A 19,040-nucleotide genomic window follows, 5' to 3' on the forward strand; every position below is an offset into this window, starting at 1 on the left:
TGCCGTCCTTTCCGGGGCCAAGGCAAATGACGGGCCTCCGCCTAGCGTGTGACGCGTGGTTAAGCTCTCCGTCATCGTGCCGTTCTACAACGTGCGGACATATGCCCCCGATACCTTGCGAAGTCTGCGGGCCAATGCTCGAAATGATTTCGAATTCATCTTCGTCGACGATTGTTCGACCGACGGGACTCTGGAGATCCTCCAGCGCGCCGAGCGCGAGATCCCCGGTGCCGTCCTGGTCAGACACGAGAAGAACGGGGGCCTGGCCACCGCACGCAACACGGGAATCGATGCGGCGCGCGGCGAGTACCTCACCTTTCTCGACGGCGACGACTGGGTCGTTCCCGGCCACTACGAGCGGCTGCTGGCCGCCGTCACGGATCTGGGGTGCGACTTCGTCCGCACGGACCATGTGCAGTTCACGGACCGGACGCGCACCGTCCATCAGGTCCCGCACGGTCTGCGCAACACCGTCATGCGGCCGCGCGACGTAATCCTGCCGTCCGACCGGTCGACGCCCGTGGACTACGCCTACGCCTGGGCCGGTGCGTATCACCGCAGGCTCGTGGAGTCGGGGCTGCTCCGCTTCCGGGACGGGCTGCGCACGGCCGAGGACCGGCCCTGGATCTGGCGCCTGCACCGCGAGGCCGAATCGTTCGCGGTGGTCGGCCTGCCGGGGGTCTTCTACCGGCGCGGGGTGGCGTCGTCACTCACCCAGATCGGCGACGTGCGCCAGCTCGACTTCATCCGGGCCTTCGACCAGGTGCTCGAAGAGACGGCGCGGGATCCGGAGGCGGACCGGCTGCTGCCGAAGGCGGTGCGCACCTATTGCGCGGTCATGGCGCACCACTTGGAATCCATCGAAAGGTTCGAACCAGCAGTGGCACGGAAATTGCGCTCCATGAGTGCGGCTTCTCTGCGGCGCATGCCCCAGGACATTCTCGCCGATACGCTGAATTCGCTGGGCGACCGCCGTGCGGGCCAGCTGCGCCGAGTACGCCGCCGTTCCGTTTCCCGGGAGGTCGCGGCCTGATGTCCGGCATGTACACCGCGCCGGTCGGCCGGTCCACCACCCAGATCTTCTCCGCGTGCACGCAGTACGCCGCCGCCACACTCGTCGCGGCATTGCGCGCGGGCCAGTTCGGTCCGCGCTCGGAGCACCGGCGCATCCTCGTCGTGAGCGACACCTCGCCTTCTCCCGAACTGGGCACACCGCTCCATCGCAGGCCCGGATTCGAGAAACTGGAGTCCGAATTCGACACGGTGCATTCCTGGAACGACTTCATCCGGCCGTTCCACCCGGCGGGCTGGTCGCCCCGGGAACAGGACGCCTCGCTGTGGGAGCGGGCTGTACGCCGGGCGTGGCACCTCGGCGACGAACCGGTCGAGATCGCCTGCGAGTCCATCCAGGCCAACCCCTCCCAGGCCCTCGCGGTGATCTTCGGCGACAGCCCGGTGCACATCTACGCCGACGGGCTGATGAGCTACGGGCCGACCCGCAGCAAGCTCGACCAGCTGGTCGGCACCCGCATCCGCCGGCTGCTCCACCTGGACCTGGTGCCGGGCCTGCGGCCGCTGCTGCTCACCGAGTTCGGCGTCGCGTCGGAGATCGTACCGACCGATGTCTTCCTGAAGGTGCTGGACGAGCTCGCCGGATCGGCGGACGTCCCCGGCCCCGACGGCGGCCCCGCCCCGGCCCTGCTGCTCGGCCAGTACCTCTCCACGCTGGGCATTCTCACGCCCCAGCAGGAGGAGGACCTGCATGCGCGGATGCTGCGCGGCGCCGTCGCCCTCGGCCACACCCGGGTCGTCTTCAAGCCGCACCCCAGCGCGCCCGCCCACTGGGCGCGGTCGCTGGAGCAAGAGGCGGAACGGCTCGGCGCCGACCTCACCGTTCTCGACAGCCCGGTCCTCGCCGAGACGCTGTTCGAAACCATGCGTCCTGCCCTGGTCGTCGGCTGCTTCTCCACCGCGCTGCTGACGGCCGCCTCGTTCTACGGGCTCCCGGTCGCCCGCGTCGGCACCGGCCCCCTGCTGGAACGGCTCGCCCCGTACCAGAACAGCAACCGCATCCCGCTGACGATCGTCGACGCGCTCCTGCCCGACCTGGAGGACCCGTCCGCGGTCACCGGCTGGTCACTGCCCTCCGCCGAAGAGGTCCGGGGCGAGCCGACCGGCCTGCTCAGCGCGGTCGGCTACGCCATGCAACCGCAGATCCAGGCCGCGCTGCGCCCTGAGGCCGAGCGGTATCTCACAGGGCACCGCGACAACCTCTGGCGATACTTCAAACGGCGTCGGCTGACCGCGCTGGGGCTGCCCGGAGCCCTACCCGCACAGCTCGCGTTCATCCCGCACAACGCGACGGTGCGCCGGATCGCCCGCAAGGCCCGCACCCTGAAGCGGGCGGCGGCGGGCTGACCCGCCCTGCCGTCGGACGAGGTGGTCAGCGGGCCGTCCGTGCTCCGCCGCCGCGATGACGGCGATCCTCCGGCCGTCCCCGGCACGGCAGCAGCCCGGCCGTCCGTCCGCCGAGCGGCCCGGGGCGGCCGGTTCCAGATTCCACACGTCCCGGTCCGTTCCGGGAGAGGAGCATCACCGTGGCCGAAGCGCCCACGAAAACCCGGTCCGCTGCGGCTGCCGCGATACCCGCCCCGTCCGCACCCCCCGCCCCGCGCAATCCGCGCTCCGGCGCGGGCGCAGGCCGGATGCGGGCGCTGGACGGACTGCGCATCCTGGCCGCCCTCATGGTCTGCCTGTACCACTTCGCGGGGAAGGACGGCCCGGTCGCCCAGTCCTGGGGGCAGTCGCCGGGCCAGATGTTCCCGACCCTCTCCCAGGCGGCCGTCTACGGCTGTCTCGGCGTGCAGTTCTTCTTCGTCATCAGCGGCTTCGTCATCTGCATGAGCAGCTGGGGGCGCTCGCTGGGCGACTTCTTCCGGTCCAGGGTCGCCCGCCTCTACCCGGCGTACTGGGCCGCGATCATCCTCGTGACGGCGGCCGCGATCGTCCTGCCGGTCGTCGTGAGACCACTGCGCTCGGACGAACTGCTGCTCAACCTGACGATGCTGCAGCAGCCCATGGGCGCGGACCGGGTGCTGGGCGTGTGCTGGACGCTCTGGGTCGAGCTGCGCTTCTACGTGCTGTTCGCGCTCTTCGTCGTCTGGCGCGGCGTCACCTACCGCAGAGTGGTGACCTTCTGCTGCCTGTGGACGTTCGCGGGGGTGCTCGCCCGGGTCGCCCAGACCCCGCTGACGGACGAACTGGTCATGCGCGACCACGCGCCGTTCTTCATCGGCGGCCTGGCCCTGTACCTGATCCACCGGTACGGCAGCGACCTGCTGCTGTGGGGAATCGTCGTGATGAGCTTTCTCCTCGGCCAGCGCTACTCCGTGACCGCGCTCTGGCACCCGGGCATGGACGGCGACTTCCACCGCTCCCCGTACGTGATCCAACTGATCGTCGCCGCCGCCTTCCTCTCGGTCGCAGCGGTGGCGCTGGGGTGGCTGCGCTGGGCGAACTGGCGCTGGCTCACGGTCGCCGGCGCCCTGACCTACCCGTTCTACCTGGTGCACGAACATCTCGGCTGGTTCGCCATCCGGATCCTGCACCGCGGCTGGGGCCTGCCCCCGGTCCCCACACTGTTCGGCGCGGTCGGCTCGCTGCTGATCCTCGCCTGGCTGATCCACCGGTACGTGGAGAAGCCGGTCGGCCCGCGCCTGAAGCGAGCCATGACCACCCAGAGCGCCCGGTTGCACGCGGCGTTGCGCCTGGGGGCGTGAGCAGGGGCGTAACGGGGTGGCCGTGCCGACGGGGGCGCCTGACCGGCGGACACCCTGGACTGAGCTCCCGGCGCCGAGAACGACGACCCCGACAAGGACCCGCGCGCGGCACCGACGGCACCATCCACAACACCGGCGAGACCACCCAGGGCAGTGGCATCTGGCGCCCCTGGCAGCAGCCGTCGTCCGAGGCCGCCGCCACCGTGCCGACCACCTTCACCTACACCACCAGCAACGGCCCGACCTGGGCCTACACCTTCCGTACCGCCGACAACCAGACCCGCATCTACCAGGTCCAGCCGAGCTTTGCGCGCACCGCCGCAAGCACCGCGCAGGACGCACCCCGGTTCCAGGCCCGGGCCCTGCCCAAGCCGTCCGACAACTGATCCGAGGCGTGGGGGCGGGGCCGAGAGGGCGGCGCCGCCCCCGTCCTGACCGTCTGTGCCGGGACGCGGTGGCCCGCAGCTACCCGTTCGGCCCGCACCCGCAGAGTGAACGACCTGGGCAAGCGTCCAGGAGGCGTCCGCGGGCCGGGCCGGCGCCTCTTCGACATCTTCCGCGGCCCGCACTTCACGCTGCCGGCGGTCGGCACGGACACCGAACTCCCGGCGTCCGGCGGCGACCTGGTCCGCGTGCGCCGCACGGAAGCCTACGAGGCTTACGGAAAGGGCCTGTTCCTCATCCGCCCCGACGACTGCACCGGCTGGGCGGGCAAGGACACCTCGGGCCTGGCCGCGTACCTGGCCCCGCTCGGCGTCGCCGCGGCCGCACACCGCTGAGCGAGAGCTTCGCCGCGGTCACACGCTGCTGAGCGAGAGCTTCGCCGCGAACCCCAGGAACAGCAGACCGGCCGCCGAAGTGGCTCCCGCCGACAGCCGCTTGCGGCGGCGGAACGCGGCGGACAGGCGGGTGCCGCCGAATATCAGCATCGACAGATAGAGGAAGCTGGCGATCTGCAGCAGGGTGCCCAGCACCAGGAAGGACAGCGCCGGGTAGGCGTAGCCGGGGTCGACGAACTGCACGAAGAACGAGATCAGGAACAGGATCGCCTTCGGGTTGAAGAGGCTGACCACCAGCGCCCGCCGGTACGGCCGCTCCATCGCCGCGGCGGTCTCGGCTCCGGCGCTCTCCTCGGTCAGCTCGGCCATCCGCCGGTGCCGCTCGCGCCACATGGTCACCGCGGCCCGCAGCATGCCGATCGCCAGCCAGGTCAGATAGCCCGCACCCGCGAACTTGACGACGGCGAACAGCACCGGCGTCGTCTGCAACAGCGACGAGGCCCCCAGCGCGGACAACGTCATCAGCACGGTGTCCCCGGTCCACACCCCGGCCGCCGCCACATAGCCGGTCCGCACACCGCGCCGGGCGGCGACGGACAGCACGTACAGCGAATTCGGCCCCGGCAGAAGAACGATCAGCACCAGGCCGGCGAGATAGGTCGGAAGATCGGTGACACCCAGCATGAAACGGAGTGTCGCACGCGGGTACGACACTCCGTTCGGGGGGTTCGGGGAAATCCGGTCAGGCCTCGTCGCCGTCGAGGAGGCGGTCCACCGAGAGCTTCATCTCGACACCGACCACGTCCGGCACGGTGAACGACGTCCCGCGCTTGTGGGGCACCTTGTTCTTGTACTCGCCGCCCCGCGGGTCACTGCAGAGCAGCACCTGGTCATGCTTGCGATCGGCCACGACGTAGACCGGAATGCCCGCCTGGGCGTAGTCCTCGACCTTGGGGCCGAGGTCGTCCGCCCAGTTGGTCGAGGTCACCGCCACCACCATGCGGAAGGCATGGGCGGCGTAGCAGTTCTTCATGACATGAGCGTCCTTGATATCGGCCTCGACAACCGACAGGTCAGAGCTCATCCGGGGCCATGGACATTCAGCGAGAGATCACTCCCGCGGGCGGACATCACTTCAGAACGCAACCGTAGGCACATAAGCCCCCCAAACCTCCCGCAGCGCATTGCACACCTCGCCCACCGTCGCCCGTGCCTTGAGGGCGTCCTTCATCGGGTACAGGACGTTGTCCGTGCCCTCGGCCGCCTTCTTCAGCCGGCCCAGCGCCTCGTCGACCACGCCCTGGTCGCGCTCGGCCCGCAGCTTCGCCAGCCGGGCCGCCTGCTGGGCCTCGATCGCGGGGTCGACGCGCAGCGGCTCGTACGGCTCCTCCTCGTCGAGCTGGAAGCGGTTGACGCCGACCACCACACGCTCGGCACTGTCGGTCTCCAGGGCGACGCGGTACGCGCTGCGCTCGATCTCGTTCTTCTGGAAGCCGCGCTCGATCGCGTTGACCGCACCGCCCATGTCCTCGACCTTGAGCATCAATTCCAGGGCGGCAGCTTCGACATCGTCGGTCATCTTCTCGACGACGTACGAGCCCGCGAACGGGTCCACGGTGGCCGTGACGTCCGTCTCGTACGCCAGGACCTGCTGGGTACGCAGGGCGAGGCGGGCGGACTTGTCGGTCGGGAGGGCGATCGCCTCGTCGAAGGAGTTGGTGTGCAGCGACTGCGTACCGCCGAGGACCGCGGCCAGGCCCTGGACGGCGACGCGCACCAGGTTGACCTCGGGCTGCTGGGCGGTGAGCTGGACGCCCGCGGTCTGGGTGTGGAAGCGCAGCATCAGCGACTTGGGGTTCTTCGCGCCGAACTCCTCCTTCATCACCCTCGCCCAGATCCGGCGGGCGGCACGGAACTTGGCGACCTCCTCCAGGATCGTGGTGCGGGCGACGAAGAAGAAGGAGAGACGCGGGGCGAAGTCGTCGACGTCCATGCCGGCCGCGACGGCGGTACGTACGTACTCGATGCCGTCCGCGAGGGTGAACGCGATCTCCTGCGCGGGCGAGGCCCCGGCCTCCGCCATGTGGTAGCCGGAGATCGAGATGGTGTTCCACTTCGGGATCTCGGCCCGGCAGTACTTGAAGATGTCGGCGGTCAGCCGGAGCGAGGGCCCCGGCGGAAAGATGTACGTGCCGCGGGCGATGTACTCCTTGAGGACATCGTTCTGGATGGTGCCGGTCAGCTTGTCCGCCGGGACGCCCTGCTCCTCACCGACCAGCTGGTACATGAGGAGCAGCAGCGCGGCGGGCGCGTTGATCGTCATCGAGGTGGAGACCTTGTCGAGCGGGATTCCGCCGAACAGGACCCTCATGTCGTCGATCGAGTCGATCGCCACCCCGACCTTGCCGACCTCGCCGGACGCGATCGCCGCGTCGGAATCGTGGCCCATCTGGGTGGGCAGGTCGAAGGCGACGGAGAGGCCCATCGTGCCGTTGGCGATCAGCTGCTTGTAGCGGGCGTTGGATTCCGTGGCCGTACCGAAACCTGCGTACTGACGCATCGTCCATGGCCGGCCGGTGTACATCGACGGGTAGACACCGCGCGTGAAGGGGTAGGCACCCGGCTCTCCCAGCTTGTCGTCGGGGTTCCACCCGTCGAGTGCGTCCGGCCCGTACACCGGCTCGATGGGCAGTCCCGACTCCGACTCGCGCGTCATCTGCTGTGCCTCCCGCTGAAGCTGCTCGACAAAGCTACTTACTGGTAACCAATGATTCCCGCGACGGACTGTAGCGGCGGGCACGAGACCGGTGGAGGTGCACGGGCTGGGACCTTGCTCACAGCCCTCCCCCACGACCCTCGCCGCCGCTCTCCCCATCATGCGCGGGCTTTGGCAACCGGGCAGAGCGGGAATCCGTCCAATGGGACACCGGAGAAACCCGGAGAAGCAGGGGGCCGAGATGATACGCAGCATCACCGGAAGCACGTCACGGCGCAGGGCGCGGGTCAGGACACGGGGTTGGGCGGGGACCACGGCCACGGCGGCGCTCGCCGTTCTCGCCATGACCACCGCGACCGCCGGCTGCAAGGCACAGCCCGCCGACAGCGCGTCCGCGGCCCCGTCGTCACCGCCCCGGGCCACGGCGACCGACGACGCCAAGCCCCCGGCGGCGCAGTCGCCCTCACCGGACGCACCGTCGTCGTCCCCGAAGGCCACCGCGACGCCCACGCCGAAGCCGGACCCGCAGGGCACGACGCTGATGGCGAGCGGTTCCGAGGGCAAGCAGGTGCGGGAACTGCAGGCCCGGCTGCGGCAGATCGGCCACTTCGACCGCTCCCCCACCGGCTACTACGGCACCGTCACGGTCGCCGCCGTCCAGTCCTTCCAGGGCAAGCGCGGCCTCTCCCGTACGGGCAGGACGGACACCGTCACCTGGCAGAAGCTGCTCGGCATGACGCACGCGCCGACGGCCGCCGAGCTGAATCCGCCGACCACCCGGCCCGTCACCAAGCCGGACAAGCGCTGCATGACGGGCCGGGTGCTCTGCATCAGCAAGAACAGCCGGACGCTGTCATGGATGATCGACGGCCGCGTCGTCTCGTCGATGGACGTCCGTTTCGGCTCCCAGTACACGCCGACCCGCGAAGGCACCTTCTCCGTCTACTGGAAGTCACGGCACCATGTGTCGACGATCTACCACACGGCCATGCCGTACGCGATGTTCTTCAGCGGCGGCCAGGCGGTGCACTACTCGGCGGACTTCGCGGCCCGTGGCTACAGCGGCGCCTCGCACGGCTGCGTCAATGTCCGCGACGAGGGAAAGATCGCCTCGCTCTTCGCCCAGGTGAGGACGGGCGACAAGGTCGTCGTCTACGGGTAGGGCCTGCCCGGCCGGAAGGAAAGGGGCGCGGACGGGACCGGGGGAACGTGTCCCGCCCGCGCCAATGCGCTGAGCCGCAGGTACGGGGGGAACCCCGGCTCTGTGCGCTGCCGATGACCAGTCGGCTCACTCTGTACTGCGCCGTGGCCTCGAAAAACGTCACACCTGGTGGTGGACGGCTTGAAAGGGACTGGCGCGCGCGGCTCTCAGCCGGGTGATCCGACGGCACCGAGGGACGCCCGGTCCGCTGCCGGCGAGGAGACCGTGGTCGAGGGCGACGGCGGGGTGGTGAACCGGATCGCCGGGAGCGTGTTGGAGCCGCCGCTGTCCCCGTTCGAATCCTCGTCGTTGCTCTGCTCGCCGTCGCTGTCGCTGCCGGGACTGTTCTGACCGTCCGCGTTCTTGGCAATCATGCGGTCGCAGAACCGGTCCAGATTGCGGGCGCCCTTCGCCAGCGCTTCGAGATACCGTCTGCGGTCGTCGTCCAGCTTGCCTTTGCGGTAGTCCCGGCAGGCCTTGAGCGTCTTGGCGTACCAGTCGCCGGAGTTGCCGTTCCCGGAGCCGTCGGGCTGCTTGCCGTTCTCGGTGCCGTTCGGGGTTCCGCTCGCGGTGCCGTCGGGCTTCCGGTTGTCGTCGCCCTTGCGGTCCTCGCCCTTGCCGGTTCTGCCGTTGTCCCGGTCACCGGTGGGGGCGGAGGGATCCGCCGGGGGTGTGGAGGGCCCCGTCTCAGGGGAGGCGGGCGGCTGTGCGGACGGGCTCTCGTCGGTGACGGCCCCCGAGCCGAGCTCCTCGGGCGTCGCCGCGGCGGAGACGGAGGTCGCCGGTACGGGGGCGTGCCCGCCGAACGGTCCGGGGAGCATCCCGGTGCTCGCGGCCACGGCCACCCCGCCGAGCGCGCAGCCCGCGAAGGAGGCGACCAGGCCGAAGCGGATGGGCCGGCTCCAGCCCAGGGAGCGGGTACGGCCGGAGCCCGCGGAGGACGAGGGGCGGTGCGGGGCGAAGCCGCCGGAGGCGGGCCGGATGTGCACCGGTTCGAGTGTGTCGGCCGGTGCCGGTTCGCCCGTCTTCTCGGCGTACCCCTTCACCTGCGGGTTCGCCGCCCGTGTCCGTGCGCGCGCGGATTGCGCGGCGGTGCGGAAGGCGGCGAGCGCCGCGGCCTCGCCCGGCAGTTCGCCGGTGGCCGGGCGGGCGGCCCGTGCGGCAGCCTCCAGCACTGCCGCGAGCCCTTCCGCTTCTGTACGCGACTGACCGCCCACGGGATCGACCGGTTCGCCGCGGAGCAATCTCTCCGCCGCGTCCTTGTCAAGCCATTCGTAGTGCTCGTCGGCCATCACATGTCCTTCTGCGTCCACGGACGCGAATGCGTCACACCGGCCGGTGCCGCCGAACCGTTGTGGGAGGGGCGCTGGGCGGGCACGGCGCCGAGTTCCGCCGTCCGACCTGCCGCGCTTGTGCGAGGGGCGGGCGGATCCGCCGGATCGCCCGCGGGAACACGGTCCGCGGCGATGCCCGCACCGCCTTCGGCACGGCCGTCGCCGCCCTCGACGGCCCCGTCATCGGGGCGGCCGCCGGCGTTGTCCGCGTCGTCCGTGCGCAGCAGTTCGGCCAGCCGCTTCAGCCCCCGGTGCGCCGCGGTGCGTACCGCCCCCGGCCGCTTGCCCAGCGTCTGGGCCGCGCTCTTGGCGTCCAGGCCGACGACCACCCGCAGCACCACGGCCTCGGCCTGGTCCTGGGGCAGCTGGGCGATGAGCGACATCGTACGGCCGGTGGCCAGGGCCTCCATCGCCTCGTCGGCGGTGTCGGACTCGGCCGGCTTCTCCGACAGCTCCGACTCGTCGCCGCCGATCGCGGGGCGCCTGCCGCGCATCCGCAGATGGTCCAGGGCACGGTTGCGGGCTATCCGTGCCGCCCAGCCGCGGAAGCGGTCGGCGTCGCCGCTGAACCGGTCGAGGTCGCGCGCTATCTGCAGCCAGGACTCGGACGCCACGTCCTCGGCGTCCGGATCCCCCACGAGTGTCCGTATGTAGCCCAACAGTCGCGGCTGTACAGCGCGGTACACAGTACGGAAGGCGTCTTCGTCCCCGTCCTGTGCCGCGAGCACCGCGGCAGTGAGCTCCGCGTCGTCCCCCAGCACTCCCTCAACCTGCCCTGCTGTCCCGAATCGCAGCTGGTCATCACTGCCGCGCCACCCTGCGCGACTCAGCACGCTACGTCCTTCGCGGGGGTCACGTCCATGACTTGTACAACCTGCAACATTCCTCCGACACAGGGCGGTGTGACAGAAAACGCAGCGACGGCGCTGAGAAGAGTACGGGGTCGTCCTACGGCCCCGCGGAAGACGACCGGGGCCTCTCCTGTGGGGGGTGGCGGCCCCGGTCGTCCTCTTTCCCCCTCGGTTCTCTCTGTTCGGCCGGGCCGGGATCCCGTCCAGCGCCGTTCCCGGAGGATGCCCCTCCTACCCGGTGACGGACCGGTCGGCGATTCAGTCGACAGCGGTCCTGCCCTTGCCGTCGCTCCCGGTCTTGCTTCCCTCGGCGGCGGCAGAGTCCTGATCGTCCTGCCCGACGGAGTGCCCCACAGGGGCACGCCCGCGGTCCGAGCGTTTTGCGCTGCCGGGCTCGCGTCAGCGGGAGGCTTCGATTCCCCAGGCGGCGGCTCGGGCGGCGGCGGCCGCGCGGTTGGGGAGGTCGAGCTTGGCGAGGATGTGCTCGATGTGGGTCCCCACGGTGCGCGGCGCGATGTACAGCCGCTCGGCGATCTCCCGGTTGGTGCGGCCGGCGGTCAGTTCGGCCAGCACCTGGAGCTCCCGTGGCGAGAGTCCGCCAGGCCGCCGCGCGGTCGGGTGCCGCACGTCCGCGGCGGGGTCGGCCGCGGCGAGGGCCTCGGGCGGCGGGCCTGCGTGGGGGGCGACGGCCGCGGCGAGGGCCTCGGTGAGCAGCGTGACCACGGCGCGCGCCGGATCGGGCGTGCGCCGCGGCCGGCGGGTGCTGACGTTCAGCATGCCGACGTACCGGCCGTCGGCGGCGAAAAGGCACTGGGCCACGCCGTCCTCGATGCCGAGGGGACACAGCACCTCCTGGAAGCCCGGGGATGCCGCCAGGAGCTGCCCGGGGACGTCCCTGAGCCAGAGACCGCCTCGGGCCGGGCTGCGGAGCACGGGGAACACCGGGTCGTGGTGGAGGCGGGTCTCGATGTAGGCCGTGGCATCGTCCGGGTAGCTCCCGGCCAGGGTGGTGTGGCGCCGACGCAACGGATCCCACCGGGCCAGGGAGGCGTGGTCGTACTCCATCACCTCCGACAGCGCCGCCAGGACCGTGTCGACGCCGCTCGCGCCGCTCGTGGCGCTCCTGGCGGCCTCACGGACATGGACGGCCGCGTCCAGGATGTCCGCCCCGCTCCGCTCCGCTGCCATCCTCCAAGGATGATCATGTGCCCGGAATAGGTCAATCGCGAAGCGTGTCGTGCACGACCTGCCCGTCCACGACGGTGAGGACGACGGGCATCTCCGGGATGTCGTGGGGGTCGGCGGTGAGCAGATCCCCGTCGAGCACGCAGAGGTCGGCGACCTTGCCCGGCTCCAGGGAGCCCTTCCAGTCGTCGGCGAAGTCCTGCCAGGCCGCGTCGATCGTGTACGTGCGGATCGCCTCGGCCAGGCCGATGCACTGCTCGGGGCCGCTGACCCGGCCGGCGGCCTTCGACTCGCGCAGCATCATGGTGGCGACGCCCTGGCGCCAGTCCGGGGACGTGACGGGGGCGTCGGACCCGCTCGCGACCCGCACGCCGGCGTCGATGGCATCGCGGTAGGGCCATGCGTACGCGGCCCGCTCGGCGCCGACGAACTCCTCCTCCATGTCGGCGACGGTCCACTTGATGGTGGGGTTCATGTTGACGCCGAAGCCGTGCGCGGCCAGCACCTTCATGCTGTGCGCGGTGAGGAAGTCGCCGTGGATCACGTAGTGGCGGGCGTCGGGCCGCGGGTGCTCGGCCATGGCCGCGGCGAAGGCGTCCGCGACGGTGTCGCAGGCCCGGTCGCCGGTGACGTGGACGCCCAACTGGTGCCCGGCGGCGTGGGCATGCCGGATCATGGCATCGATCTCGGCGGTCCGCTCGGCGTCGGTCTCGCCGCCGACGCAGAGGGAGCCGCAGCCGCCGCCTACGTACGGCTCGTGCATCCAGGACGTCTTGTTGGGGACGATGCCGTCGGCGAAGATCTTGACCCCGAGGATCGCGAGGCGGCGCGGATCGGCGTCGCCGGGCTTGCCGAGCGCGGTGAGGGTGCGGGCGAACTCCTCGGCGGTGCCGGCCATACCGGTGGGCAGGAGCAGGACGCCGAGGCGGGCGGTCAGTTCGCCGTCGGCCAGCAGCCGGCGGTAGACGTCGAGGGTTTCCGCACCGAGCGCACCCCGCATGATGCCGTCGCCGCCGGGGCCGAGTCCGGGCTCCGTGTAGCTGGTCACGCCGAGCCGGGCGAGCGTGGCGAGGGTCGACCTGATCGCGCCGGTCCGCTCCTGCCGACTGAGCGGCGGCAGCGCGTTCTGGACGAGTGCCTGGGCCCCCTCGTGGAGCAGCCCGGTCGGCTCCCCGGCTTCGTCCACGACGATGGCCCCGCCGGGCGGCGCGGCAGTGTCCCGGTCCACCCCGATGAGCTCCAGCGCCTTGGAGTTGACCCAGGTGGCGTGCCCGGAGAAGGAGTAAAGGACGACGGGGTGGTCCGGGCTCACAGCGTCGAGGTCACGCCGCGAGGGCAGCCGCGACGGATCAAAGACGCACTCGTCGAGGTAACCGGTGTCCCAGCCGTGCCCCGTGATCCACTGCCCGCCCGGAACCCGCCCGACGGCCTCCCGTACCGCCTCGGCCACGTCCGCGAGGGAGGACACGGCGGGATGGCCGAGGTCGAGGGAGAGCGGCGGCGTCGACATGCCGAAGGCGCATCCGTGCAGATGGGAATCGTTGATACCGGGAAGCAGCGTCGCCCCTCGCAGGTCGACGACGCGGGTGCCGGGTCCGACGAGCGGCGCGACGTCGTCCCGCCCACCGACAGCACTGATGACCCCACCGGTCACCGCCAGGGCCGAGGCGACGGAGAACTCCGCATCGACCGTGACCACCCGCCCGCCGAGAAACACCAGATCCGCATACGTGTCCACAGAAGGGTCCTTTCCAAAACCGGGCGCACCACGGCCACCCGCGAACGATCTCCCGAGGACTATGGCCACGCCCCCGCCCCCCGCACATCGGTCATCCCACCGATACGCGCTCTCGCAATGGCAGGCTGACGCCTCGTGCTCGGGATCGTGCCGGGCTTCGGGAGGGCATGGGGCGCATCGCGGTTCGGATCCGGATCGGACCGCCCCTGGCCCCGTAGCACCCGGGCCGCCCGCCTCATTCACACACACGCTGGAGCCCCTCGGTCCGACCCGAGGGGCTCCAGCTCTGTGCGGAGCCTTTCGGGTCAGGCCCGGCCGCGGGCCTGGCGCGACACCACCGCGCGCAGCACCCGGCGGCCCTCGGTCGACAGGTCGACCACCCGGCGCAGGGCGGCACCGCTGCCCACCGTGCCCGTGGTCTCCGCGAGGGTCTCCAGGATCTGGATCTGGCGACGCAGTTCACCGGCGAGAAGCGGACCGGCGCCTTCCGGGCCTTCGGTGCGGCAGCGGTTCAGCAGTTCGATGCGGTCCTCGGACTCGGCCTCGTCCCCGCCCTGGGCATCGAACCGGCAGTGGGTCTTCAGCGCGGCAAGCGAACAGGCATCAGCCCACTCGCGCAGCTCCGGCGCCGCCCGGTCCACGGGTGCCTCGCCCAGCAGCTTCCGGATCTGTGGCGCCGCCCCCTCCGTAACGGCCGCGGCATCCAGCGCCGCGCGGACCGCCGCGAGGCGGTCGGGCCATCCTGAGCCGTCCGCGCACCCCGCCCAGAGCGGGCGCAGCGGATCCGGATCGGCCCCGTCGGCGGGCTGCGGCAGGCAGCGGTCGAGGCAGGCGACCGCGCTCGCGGCCAGCCCCCGCTCGTCAGCGGCGGCGATCAGTTCCAGCAGGCTCATCGGCGTCTCCCGTCGGCCCGTCCTCGTGCGTGCACGCACGAGGATGCGGCGCTTCCCGTTACCGCATTCAGCGCCGAGTGACTCAAAATCGTCACCGCTGAGGCCGAATCACGTCCCTCAGTAGGTCTGGCCTGCTGACGGCTGTGCGCCGAGCGGATACACGCCGAGGGCCGCCCGCTCCCCCTGCATCCGGGTCAGCTTGCGTACGAAGAGGATCGCGAGCACCGCCGCCACGATGTCGAGGGCGTCGGACACCATCACCAGCCCCACCGCGTCGATGATCTCCTGCGTCTCCTCGGCCTTCATGTACTGCCGGGACGTGACCCAGGAGAAGGCCAGTGAGCAGACCCACGCCCCCCACCACCGATTCATCGGGGCGGCCGGGACCGTGCGCCAGCTGCCGTCGGTGTTGGTCTGGGCGCTCGCCGTCCAGATGCCGCCCGCGATCCGGCGCGGCAGCACCAGGTTGGCGACCGGGACGAACCAGGCGCCGACCGCCCAGCCGGGCGACATCGGCTGCACGCTCGGGTCGAACACCTCGGCGTTCATCCGCACGCGCCGGAACCAGATGATGAAGACGATGCCGGTGGCCAGGGTCGTGACGGCCTGCAGCACACCGGCGGACCCGTACAGATTGTCCGCCAGGGTCGCCTCCGCGTCGTCGTAGGTCGCGAAGTCGTTCTCCAGCCCGTTCGCGAGCAGGCTGCGGATGTTCAGCCCCGCTGCCACGGCAAGCAGGTCGGCCACGGCGACGACGGCCAGCAGGATGACGACGGCCTTCGCGAGCCCGTCCGGCGAGCGCAGATACTGCTGCGGAGCGACGAAGGCCGGGACCGGCGGCACCGGGGCCCCCGCCCCGGCCGGTCCGGCACAGAGAAGACAGCGTCCGTCCGCGGTGACCGGCGGTCTGAGACGACAGGTGGAGCACAGCACGATGTGAAACCCCCCAGGGTTCTGAGCCAGGAACGCAGGAACGCGCGCGTCTCCCCGGAGCGCGCGGCATGCGAACGTAACCTCGGCCCACCGCCCTGTCCACGGGGAATCCGGTCCGCCCCGCTCAGCCCACCCCGTCGATCCGCGCGGCCAGTGCCCGGAACTGATCCCAGCTCAGCGCCGGTTTGCCCGGGTTCCACAGCTTCTGGGCCGTCGCCCGCAGCGGCATCCGGATGCCCTGCGCCACCTGCGCCGGGGTCTGCGCCAGCGGGAGGTCGCCCCAGACCGCGAACCGGCCGCCCAGGATCTGGCCGGAGTAGCGCGCCGGGACAGGCTGGGTGCCGCGCAGGACGAGTGGGGTCCACTGCTCGTAGATCCGCTTGCCCGTGGGGTAGACGAAGTTGTTGGGCTGACCGAGTACGTAATAGAGGAACTCGTCGTTGAGGTTCACCACGCGTCGTCCCTCGCGCAGATACTCCTCCGGCAGCCGGGCGCCGTACTCCTTGCCCGTCCAGTACTCGACCTCGATGTCCTTGTCGGCATGGACGACTCCGTCGCGGAAGAAGCCGTCGTTCCAGGCCTTGGGCTGCTTGCCGTGCGGGCGCACCACCGCCGCGCGGTCGTTGAGCCAGCCGGTGGCGAGGTCCTTGATGCCGGCCTGTGGTCCGTATTTCTGCTGGGCGGCGCGTTGCAGCTGCGGGTACGAGGCGGCCGGGTCCTTCGCCATCAGGGCGCGGTACTCGTCGGCGCCGAGATGCCAGTACCGACCGCCGAACAACTCGGTGAACTCACCGAGGAGTTCATCGATGAGCTTCGCCGCCCCCGGATCGGAGATGTCGAGCGATCCGGTCGAGCGCACACCCGACGCATTGCGCAGCTGGAGGTCGGGGTGGGCGCGCAGGACCGCGCCCAGATGGCCGGGGGAGTCGATCTCGGGGACGACCTCGATGTGCAGCCGGCCCGCGAGTCCGAGGATCTGCCGCACCTCCGCCTTGGTGAGGTGCTGCGGCGAGACCACTTCGGGGTGCGTGTCGGACTGGATACGGAACGCCTGGTCGTCGGAGAAGTGCAGGCCGAGCTGGTTGAGCTTGAGGTCGGCCATCTCGCGCAGCCGGTCCTCGATCCAGGCGACGGTGTAGTACTTGCGGGCGATGTCGAGGTTGAGGCCACGCTGCGGCCGGTCGGGGCGGTCGCGTACCTCGCCCTCGGGCATTTCGCCGTCGGCGCGCACCGACTGCTTCAGGGTTCGGGTTCCGTAGAAGACACCGGCCTGGTCGGGGCCGCTGATCGTGACCCGTCCGTCGTGCGTTCTGAGGGTGTACGACTCCGGGGTGCCCTTGCCGGGAGTGAGGGCCAGCTCCACATCGCCCGCGCGGGCGGGGACGTCACCCCGGTAGCGGATCTTCAGTTCCCTGGCGAGCAGCTGACCCTCGTCCGCGAGCGTCCCGCTGCCGTCGGCGATCACGACCCCGGCGGCCGGGCCGGGCCGCCAGCCGGGGCCGCGGGCGGCAATGTGTTCGCGTACGGCGGGGATGGTGCGGGGCGGAGTGGAGAGCGGGTAGCTCCGGGTCGGCGAGGGGGCGGCCGAGGCGCGCGAGGAAGTGCGGGACTCCGACTCCCCCGCGAGTCCGCTGTCGGAGCTTTCCGGCCAGACGACGACGGCGATCGTCGCGGCAGCCGCCGCGGTGAGGACCGCACCGGCCACAAGAGCGCCGCGTGAGGGCGACATCGGTCAGAAACCTCCGGTATCGATGGGAAATAGAGCATAAGTCAGGAGATAGCCGGGCAATCTCCTTGAAATGCGGTCCAGCAGATGTTCCGAAACTCTCCCGTCCGGGTGAAGTTCGCGCATCCGTCGGACGACCGTTGCCCGGCCTCGCTACCTTTGAGGCACATTCGTCTCTCCCTTCACCCTGCATCCGCCTGGTCTCACCCGTCCCGCCCCACTCCAGGCTCACAGATGCCGTTGATTCGAGGAGCCCCACGCTGTCCAGGTCCAGCGAGTCCCACGCCGGCCTCCCGAAGCGACTGCGGCGACCGGCCACCCGGACGGCCGTACCCGTCCAGAACGCCGGTCCGGCACAGGACCGGGCCGACGCCCCGGAACTCGACCGCTTCAACACCGCACCATCCGCCGAGGCCGAGGCCGCCCTGCTGAACTGCTGCGGCAGCCGGCGCTGGGCCGTGCGGGTGGCCGCCCACCGCCCGTACCCCGACCTGGACGCACTGCTGGCCGCCGCCGACGAGGCGGGCTACGACCTGCCCCCGCCGGATCTCGCCGAGGCACTCGCCGCCGAGGTCTCCCCCGGACTGCACCACGCCGCGCCGTACTCCGCCCATCTGGCGCTCCGGGCCGCGCACGCGGCGTACGAGTGCCGCTTCGGTCATGTCTTCGTGATCTGCCTGGACGGATTCGAGCCTGCCGAACAGCCGGACCAGGTACTCGCCGGAATCCGGGCCAGGCTGGCCCACGACCCCGACCAGGAGCGGGTGGTCACCGCGGACGAGATGCGGCGACTCGCCCGGGGCCGCATCATCGAGCTGGTATCGGGTTCATAACGGAACGGTGCCGGTCAGCCCTGTCGACCAGTCCGTTCTAGCCCGTCCGTGGCTGTTTGATTGCCACTTTGATCACACCAGAGGCCCCCGCGCGAACGAACCGACAAAGCGTCGCTACGATGGCCGGGGCCGGTGGACCGTACCCGGCCGGGTCAGACCGACAGTCAAGCCGGCCGGCCCCAATCCCCGCTCCCGGAGGGTTCTTCCGTGCCGGCTGGAACGCTGTACCGCGGCCGGGAAGGCATGTGGTCCTGGGTGGCTCATCGAGTCACCGGTGTCCTCATTTTCTTCTTCCTGTTCGTACACGTCCTGGACACCGCTCTCGTCCGCGTTTCCCCCGAGGCCTACGACGACGTCGTGGCCACGTACAAGACGCCGATCGTCGCGCTCCTCGAATACGGCCTGGTGGCCGCCATTCTCTTCCACGCGCTGAACGGTCTCCGCATCGTCGCCGTGGACTTCTGGGCCAAGGGCCCGCGCTACCAGAAGCAGATGCTCTGGTCCGTCGTGGGTGTCTGGGTCGTGCTGATGGTCGGGGCCCTGTACCCCGTCCTCGGCCACGCCGTACGCGAAGTCTTCGGGAGCTGAGGCCAATGTCCACCGAGTCCTCCGCCGCGATCGGCTCCGTCGAGGGCGTCCGCCTCTACGACGTCGACCACCCGGCTCCGGTCATCGAGCCGCCGCGCAAGCGGACCGGCAAGACCCCCAAGGGTTCGCGCACCAACTTCGAGATGTACGCCTGGCTCTTCATGCGCCTGTCGGGCATCGTCCTGGTCGTCCTGGTCCTGGGCCACCTGCTGATCCAGCTGGTGCTGGACGGCGGCGTCTCCAAGATCGGCTTCGCCTTCGTGGCGGGCCGCTGGGCCTCGCCGTTCTGGCAGGTCTGGGACCTGGCGATGCTGTGGCTGGCCATGCTGCACGGCGCCAACGGCCTCCGTACGGTCATCAACGACTACGCCGAACGGGACAACACCCGCTTCTGGCTGAAGATGCTGCTGTACACCGCCACGGTGTTCACCGTCCTGCTGGGCACGCTGGTGATCTTCACCTTCGACCCGAACATCCGCTAGGC

At 70.6% G+C, this 19,040-nt stretch carries 19 protein-coding genes; 9 read left to right on the top strand and 10 right to left on the bottom strand.

The features are described from left to right. Positions 1–55: 55 nt before the first annotated feature. The 5 genes from OG609_RS15490 to OG609_RS15510 all read left to right on the top strand — a co-directional run bounded on the left by OG609_RS15490 (position 56) and on the right by OG609_RS15510 (position 4,558). Positions 56–1,033 carry a glycosyltransferase family 2 protein gene (locus OG609_RS15490; protein WP_327273367.1) on the top strand — a complete coding sequence of 326 codons (978 nt, stop codon included), beginning with the start codon at positions 56–58 and terminating at the stop codon, positions 1,031–1,033. A gap of 8 nt (positions 1,034–1,041) precedes the next feature. Further along, a complete protein-coding gene (locus tag OG609_RS15495; RefSeq protein WP_442818075.1) occupies positions 1,042–2,418 on the top strand; it encodes a polysialyltransferase family glycosyltransferase in 1,377 nt (458 codons plus the stop codon). Positions 2,419–2,705: 287 nt separating this feature from the next. After that, positions 2,706–3,779 (top strand): acyltransferase family protein, encoded by a 1,074-nt coding sequence (locus tag OG609_RS15500; RefSeq protein ID WP_442818076.1) that lies wholly within the window; start codon positions 2,706–2,708, stop codon positions 3,777–3,779. Further along, positions 3,776–4,165 (top strand): hypothetical protein, encoded by a 390-nt coding sequence (locus tag OG609_RS15505; RefSeq protein ID WP_327273369.1) that lies wholly within the window; start codon positions 3,776–3,778, stop codon positions 4,163–4,165. The genes OG609_RS15500 and OG609_RS15505 overlap by 4 nt, the downstream gene beginning before the upstream one ends. Positions 4,166–4,270: 105 nt before the next feature. Further along, the gene (locus OG609_RS15510) at positions 4,271–4,558 is read left to right on the top strand and encodes a hypothetical protein (RefSeq protein ID WP_327273370.1); all 288 of its coding nucleotides are present in this window, start codon (positions 4,271–4,273) and stop codon (positions 4,556–4,558) included. Positions 4,559–4,576: 18 nt separating this feature from the next. Here OG609_RS15510 and leuE read toward each other — a convergent pair whose 3' ends face one another. From leuE to OG609_RS15525, 3 genes are read right to left on the bottom strand one after another with little or no spacing between them, the layout of a single operon-like run. Then, positions 4,577–5,242 (bottom strand): leucine efflux protein LeuE, encoded by a 666-nt coding sequence (gene leuE / locus OG609_RS15515; RefSeq protein ID WP_327273371.1) that lies wholly within the window; start codon positions 5,240–5,242, stop codon positions 4,577–4,579. Between the two features lie 58 nt (positions 5,243–5,300). After that, a complete protein-coding gene (locus tag OG609_RS15520; RefSeq protein ID WP_327273372.1) occupies positions 5,301–5,642 on the bottom strand; it encodes a Uma2 family endonuclease in 342 nt (113 codons plus the stop codon). A 51-nt stretch (positions 5,643–5,693) separates the two neighbouring features. Beyond that, positions 5,694–7,274, bottom strand: a complete 1,581-nt coding sequence (locus OG609_RS15525; RefSeq protein ID WP_327273373.1) for an acyl-CoA mutase large subunit family protein — start codon at positions 7,272–7,274, stop codon at positions 5,694–5,696. Positions 7,275–7,617: 343 nt separating this feature from the next. On the opposite strand from OG609_RS15525, the gene OG609_RS15530 reads away from it, so the two are divergent. After that, positions 7,618–8,436, top strand: a complete 819-nt coding sequence (locus OG609_RS15530) for a L,D-transpeptidase family protein (protein ID WP_327273374.1) — start codon at positions 7,618–7,620, stop codon at positions 8,434–8,436. Between the two features lie 206 nt (positions 8,437–8,642). On the opposite strand, the gene OG609_RS15535 is transcribed toward OG609_RS15530, so the two are convergent. From OG609_RS15535 to OG609_RS15565, 7 genes are all read right to left on the bottom strand, one after another. Beyond that, positions 8,643–9,767, bottom strand: a complete 1,125-nt coding sequence (locus OG609_RS15535) for a hypothetical protein (protein WP_327273375.1) — start codon at positions 9,765–9,767, stop codon at positions 8,643–8,645. Then, positions 9,767–10,570, bottom strand: a complete 804-nt coding sequence (locus OG609_RS15540) for an RNA polymerase sigma factor (RefSeq protein WP_327278064.1) — start codon at positions 10,568–10,570, stop codon at positions 9,767–9,769. The genes OG609_RS15535 and OG609_RS15540 overlap by 1 nt, the downstream gene beginning before the upstream one ends. Positions 10,571–11,059: 489 nt before the next feature. Next, positions 11,060–11,848, bottom strand: coding sequence for a LuxR C-terminal-related transcriptional regulator (locus OG609_RS15545; protein WP_327273376.1), 789 nt, complete (start codon positions 11,846–11,848; stop codon positions 11,060–11,062). Positions 11,849–11,879: 31 nt separating this feature from the next. After that, positions 11,880–13,583, bottom strand: a complete 1,704-nt coding sequence (locus OG609_RS15550) for an amidohydrolase (RefSeq protein ID WP_327273377.1) — start codon at positions 13,581–13,583, stop codon at positions 11,880–11,882. Between the two features lie 305 nt (positions 13,584–13,888). Next, positions 13,889–14,476, bottom strand: coding sequence for a hypothetical protein (locus OG609_RS15555; RefSeq protein WP_327273378.1), 588 nt, complete (start codon positions 14,474–14,476; stop codon positions 13,889–13,891). A gap of 117 nt (positions 14,477–14,593) precedes the next feature. Next, on the bottom strand, positions 14,594–15,319 hold the full coding sequence (locus tag OG609_RS15560) for a DUF4328 domain-containing protein (protein WP_327273379.1): 726 nt from the start codon (positions 15,317–15,319) through the stop codon (positions 14,594–14,596). 214 nt (positions 15,320–15,533) lie between these two features. Further along, a complete protein-coding gene (locus tag OG609_RS15565) occupies positions 15,534–17,138 on the bottom strand; it encodes a beta-N-acetylhexosaminidase (RefSeq protein WP_327273380.1) in 1,605 nt (534 codons plus the stop codon). Between the two features lie 299 nt (positions 17,139–17,437). On the opposite strand from OG609_RS15565, the gene OG609_RS15570 reads away from it, so the two are divergent. The 3 genes from OG609_RS15570 (at position 17,438) to OG609_RS15580 (ending at position 19,038) form a co-directional block, all read left to right on the top strand. After that, on the top strand, positions 17,438–17,968 hold the full coding sequence (locus OG609_RS15570) for a 2-oxo-4-hydroxy-4-carboxy-5-ureidoimidazoline decarboxylase (protein ID WP_327278065.1): 531 nt from the start codon (positions 17,438–17,440) through the stop codon (positions 17,966–17,968). Positions 17,969–18,175: 207 nt separating this feature from the next. Next, a complete protein-coding gene (sdhC, locus tag OG609_RS15575) occupies positions 18,176–18,556 on the top strand; it encodes a succinate dehydrogenase, cytochrome b556 subunit (protein WP_093900148.1) in 381 nt (126 codons plus the stop codon). 5 nt (positions 18,557–18,561) lie between these two features. Beyond that, positions 18,562–19,038, top strand: a complete 477-nt coding sequence (locus tag OG609_RS15580) for a succinate dehydrogenase hydrophobic membrane anchor subunit (protein WP_327273381.1) — start codon at positions 18,562–18,564, stop codon at positions 19,036–19,038. Positions 19,039–19,040: the final 2 nt, after the last annotated feature.

This window comes from Streptomyces sp. NBC_01224, assembly GCF_036002945.1.
Taxonomy (GTDB): domain Bacteria; phylum Actinomycetota; class Actinomycetes; order Streptomycetales; family Streptomycetaceae; genus Streptomyces.

What these genes read in the sequence shown, in the direction of transcription:
- OG609_RS15495 (WP_442818075.1), top strand. Translation starts at nt 1,042, where the DNA reads ATGTACACCGCGCCGGTCGGCCGGTCCACCACCCAGATCTTCTCCGCG.
- OG609_RS15500 (WP_442818076.1), top strand. Translation starts at nt 2,706, where the DNA reads ATGCGGGCGCTGGACGGACTGCGCATCCTGGCCGCCCTCATGGTCTGC.
- leuE (WP_327273371.1), bottom strand. Translation starts at nt 5,242, where the DNA reads ATGCTGGGTGTCACCGATCTTCCGACCTATCTCGCCGGCCTGGTGCTG.
- OG609_RS15520 (WP_327273372.1), bottom strand. Translation starts at nt 5,642, where the DNA reads ATGAGCTCTGACCTGTCGGTTGTCGAGGCCGATATCAAGGACGCTCAT.
- OG609_RS15525 (WP_327273373.1), bottom strand. Translation starts at nt 7,274, where the DNA reads ATGACGCGCGAGTCGGAGTCGGGACTGCCCATCGAGCCGGTGTACGGG.
- OG609_RS15530 (WP_327273374.1), top strand. Translation starts at nt 7,618, where the DNA reads ATGACCACCGCGACCGCCGGCTGCAAGGCACAGCCCGCCGACAGCGCG.
- OG609_RS15535 (WP_327273375.1), bottom strand. Translation starts at nt 9,767, where the DNA reads ATGGCCGACGAGCACTACGAATGGCTTGACAAGGACGCGGCGGAGAGA.
- OG609_RS15545 (WP_327273376.1), bottom strand. Translation starts at nt 11,848, where the DNA reads ATGGCAGCGGAGCGGAGCGGGGCGGACATCCTGGACGCGGCCGTCCAT.
- OG609_RS15555 (WP_327273378.1), bottom strand. Translation starts at nt 14,476, where the DNA reads ATGAGCCTGCTGGAACTGATCGCCGCCGCTGACGAGCGGGGGCTGGCC.
- OG609_RS15565 (WP_327273380.1), bottom strand. Translation starts at nt 17,138, where the DNA reads ATGTCGCCCTCACGCGGCGCTCTTGTGGCCGGTGCGGTCCTCACCGCG.
- OG609_RS15580 (WP_327273381.1), top strand. Translation starts at nt 18,562, where the DNA reads ATGTCCACCGAGTCCTCCGCCGCGATCGGCTCCGTCGAGGGCGTCCGC.